The sequence below is a fragment of the Protofrankia sp. Cj3 genome (assembly GCF_917627355.1).
Classification (GTDB): Bacteria; Actinomycetota; Actinomycetes; order Frankiales; family Frankiaceae; genus Protofrankia.
In genome coordinates, this window is the sequence record NZ_CAKJTR010000206.1 from 5,029 (window position 1) to 8,487 (window position 3,459).

At 67.1% G+C, this 3,459-nt stretch carries 4 protein-coding genes and 1 pseudogene; 1 reads left to right on the forward strand and 4 read right to left on the reverse strand.

The genetic code is table 11. From position 1 onward, the window contains the following. The 4 genes and pseudogenes from MJ783_RS23760 to MJ783_RS20155 all read right to left on the reverse strand — a co-directional run. Positions 1 to 211 (reverse strand): annotated as a pseudogene (locus MJ783_RS23760) (tyrosine-type recombinase/integrase); the annotation flags it as partial. Between the two features lie 15 nt (positions 212 to 226). After that, the gene (gene xerC / locus MJ783_RS20145; RefSeq protein ID WP_239312668.1) at positions 227 to 895 is read right to left on the reverse strand and encodes a tyrosine recombinase XerC; all 669 of its coding nucleotides are present in this window, start codon (positions 893 to 895) and stop codon (positions 227 to 229) included. Between the two features lie 167 nt (positions 896 to 1,062). Further along, positions 1,063 to 1,263, reverse strand: a complete 201-nt coding sequence (locus MJ783_RS20150; RefSeq protein ID WP_239312670.1) for a hypothetical protein — start codon at positions 1,261 to 1,263, stop codon at positions 1,063 to 1,065. Beyond that, positions 1,260 to 1,499, reverse strand: coding sequence for a hypothetical protein (locus MJ783_RS20155; RefSeq protein ID WP_239312672.1), 240 nt, complete (start codon positions 1,497 to 1,499; stop codon positions 1,260 to 1,262). The genes MJ783_RS20150 and MJ783_RS20155 overlap by 4 nt, the downstream gene beginning before the upstream one ends. A 347-nt stretch (positions 1,500 to 1,846) precedes the next feature. Here MJ783_RS20155 and MJ783_RS20160 point away from each other — a divergent pair, with 347 nt between their 5' ends. Next, entirely contained in the window at positions 1,847 to 3,352 is a 1,506-nt protein-coding gene (locus MJ783_RS20160; protein WP_239312674.1) for a hypothetical protein, read from the forward strand. Positions 3,353 to 3,459 lie beyond the last annotated feature (107 nt).

Genomic DNA, 3,459 nt, shown 5'->3' on the forward strand with positions numbered 1-3,459 from the left:
GGTAGATCAGGGCCGCGCGGGGGGTTGAGTGGCCGCCCAGGTCCATCAGGTCGCGGAGGGCGGCCCCGGACTGCGCGGCGAGGGTGAGGCCGGCGTGCCGGCAGTCGTGAAGGTGGGTGTTCTCGGCCACACCGACGATGCGGCACGCTCGACGCCACCAGGAGCGGTTGTGCCGGCTTACCGGGTTGCCGTCCTTGGTCGTGAAGACGAGGCCACGGTCTTCCTTCTACGCGTGGTCGTGCATGTGGAGGACGACGATGCCGAGGATCGTTTCCGGGATGGGGATCGTCCGGGCGCCAGCGTCCGTCTTGGGCGGGCCGAAGTAGGGTTCCTCGCCGCCGCCTGGCTCGATGTACTGCCCTTCCTTCGGGTCGATCCTGATCTCGCGTCGGCGTAGGTCGACGTCCTTCCGCCGCGGTGCGGCCAGCTCTCCGGAGCGCATCGCCGTTGCCGAAGCCAGCCAGACGAGCGCCCGGTACCGTTCAGGCACGGCATCCGAGAGCGACCAGAGCTGATCGACGGTGATCTCGGGCCGTTTGGTTTCGCGTACGGCGCCCGCGCCCCTGATACGGCACGGGTTGCGATGGATGGGTCCGTCGTCCACAGCGGTAGTCAGGATGCCGCGAAGTAGGCGGTACGACGTGTCGACCGAGACGACGCCTCGTTTCCGCTCGGCCGCTTCCTTCATCAGGCCCGAGTACCATTCGCGGACGAGCCTGGTTGTTATGTCCGCGACGGAGACATCGCGGAACGTCGGGATAATCCGAAGGCGTAGTTGGCGGTCGTAAAGTTGCCGAACGCCAGGCCGAAGCGTTCCGGTTTCCATCCAGTGCGCCGCGAACTCTCCGAAGGCCTGTTGGCCAAGATTGGGGTCGATCCACGGTATCGGCCGCATCGAACAGCAGCTTGCGGACATGAGCCGCTGCCTGACCGCCGTCGAGAACCTCGTCACGACTCAGAGCGCCCACAGGTAAGGGGTCAGCACCCCGGCAACAGGCATTGCCGCCCGCCGGAATCCTGACCCCTTGGCCTTTGTCGCGGTCGCAGCCACACAACCGTCGTTCAGCCTGCTACAGACGTACTCTCACCCGGCTCCCATGGCGACACCAGCTCACCGACCGGCCGAAACACGAGCGTCACGTCAACATCACCGAATGCCTCCGCGAACCCCACCCCAGCTGGCAACGCCGCCCAGGCCCGCGCCACGTCCACCGGCCGATCCGCCGGATGGATCGTGACCGTGTACTCCCCACCGCCGGTCATCGGCCACCAGCCCGCCGCATCGACCGTGCCAGCGCCGCACCCAGCAACATCCGCCCCGCCGCCGGTGCCGGGACGGTGTCGACGAAGAAGAACAGCGGCGTCACCTGATAGTCGTGCCAACCGCTTTCCACCGCGAACAACTCCGCCGACGCCGGTGAATCAAACGTGATCGTCGTATCGCGGACCCGTCGTTCCCCGCCCGGCTCGAAACGCACCACGCCGTAGAGGACAGGCATCCGTCCGCCCGTATTTCCGTCGCCTGTTGTGTTTTCCCCGGTTGCCGTCACCGGCCCCACCGTCCCGTCCCATCGGCTGTGTTAGACGCCGACCCGACCCCGCGGAGACAAACGCCCAACACGGGGCAGGGCCAGCTGTGGCACAGCCTCACGGCACAACACGAGCCAACGGAAGGGGACGTTCCCATGTGAACGTCCCCTGGCCTCAGCCGGCAATCCGTCAGCGACGGCAACACGCCCGCTCAATAGGTGAACTTTCCCTACCTGTCGGGCGTAATCCATGTACTGTCGGCGCCAGTCCTGCCACGAGACGTGTCCCCCTCTCCCGGCCGGAAGGTTGATCAAACATGTCGGCTTTTTCGCACGGCCCGTACACGGTGTCCGCACGGCTCCTTGCCCGCGAGGACATGCGCGCCGCTCTCGCCGCCCGCGACTTCGGCACCGCCTTCCGCCTGATGAAGAAGTACGACGCCGCCAGTCAGGACCGCATCGCCTCCGCGGTCGAGGGACTCGACCAAAGCCGCGTCAGCAAGATCGTGCACGGTCGGGACCGGGTGGCCTCCCTGGAACTAATCGAACGGATCGCGGACGGACTCCGCGTCCCCGGCCGGCTGCTCGGCCTGGCACCTCGCCCATGGGAACCCACTACACGCCCATCGCACACCCATCCAGAAGTGGTGGCGCCGGTAGTCGACAGCCGGTCGGTAACCGCCCAGCAGCCCGTCACCGACCCGGAAGCAACCGCTCAAGGACTCGTGTACGAACCCTCCCTGCGACGTACCCTGAGCAGGGTCGCAGAGCTCGGGAGGGCCGACGTGCGCCGACGGGACGTGCTCCTTCGTTCATCCTTCGTACTCGGCGCACTCGCCGGACCGAGCCGGGATTGGCTCCTGGCCAGCCTGGATGCCGCCGACTCCGGACGCACCGCCCGCGCGGACATGGACGCGATCCACTCCATCCGCACCATGTTCGGCGTGTTCCAGGAAATGGACGTCATCCAAGGCGGCGGCGACATCGCCCGACGCGCCGTCGCCCAGTACCTCACCGAACACGTCCTCCCCCTCTTGCAGGAATCCCACCCCGAGCCCGTCCGCCAGGCCCTCTTCGAAGTCGCCGCCGAACAGACCTACCTCGCCGGTTGGATGGCGTTCGACTGCGGCCAACACGGCATCGCGCAGCGCTATCTCATTCAGTCCCTGCGGCTGGCGGAGGCATCGGGAAACCGGATGCTCGGCGCCCACGTTCTCGCCGGTCTCTCCGATCAGGCAACCCAGCTCGGGCACCCCGGCGAAGGACTCCGTCTCGCCCGCGCCGGACGGCACGGCCTCCGCGGACTACGCGCCCCCGCCGCCCTCACCGACCTGTACGTGTTGGAAGCACGCGCGCTGTCGGGCCTGGGCCGTTCCACCGACACCGCCGCCACCATCGCGCAGGCCGAGAAGACCTTCGACCTCCTCAACCCGGCGAACGAACCCGAATGGGCCAAGTTCATCGACGAGCCCTACATCACCGGCGAGATCGCGAACAGCCTCCGTGACATCGGTGACCCCGCCGAAGCCCGCCGGTACGCCGGTCAGTCCGTCGAGGCCGCCCGCAAGCAGAACCGCGGCCGGCGCGGCGCGCTCAGCCAAACCGTTGTCGCGGTCAGCTTCACCCAACAAAACGACCTTGAAGGTGCCGTCACCGCCGGCCATCAGGCCATCGACATTGCCGCCGGAGTCCCCATCTCCGCCCGCTATGTCACAGCCATGACCGATCTACGGCAACGACTCGTTCCTTACCAGCACGACGCCAACGCCCGCGCGCTCCTCAGCCGTATCGACCGCACCGCCCTCGCGAGTAGCGCGGCCTGACACACGTCAGATAACCGTGGCTCTTCGATGGGGTCCGCCGTACATGCTCGCAGGAGTGGCAAGTCCGGCGATATACGTGCAGGCTGCCGAATTAGCCGTTTTAGGAT

Excerpts from the sequence above, each read along its gene's own strand:
- MJ783_RS20160 (WP_239312674.1), top strand. The coding sequence starts at position 1,847 with ATGTCGGCTTTTTCGCACGGCCCGTACACGGTGTCCGCACGGCTCCTT.
- xerC (WP_239312668.1), bottom strand. The coding sequence starts at position 895 with ATGCGGCCGATACCGTGGATCGACCCCAATCTTGGCCAACAGGCCTTC.
- MJ783_RS20155 (WP_239312672.1), bottom strand. The coding sequence starts at position 1,499 with ATGCCTGTCCTCTACGGCGTGGTGCGTTTCGAGCCGGGCGGGGAACGA.
- MJ783_RS20150 (WP_239312670.1), bottom strand. The coding sequence starts at position 1,263 with ATGACCGGCGGTGGGGAGTACACGGTCACGATCCATCCGGCGGATCGG.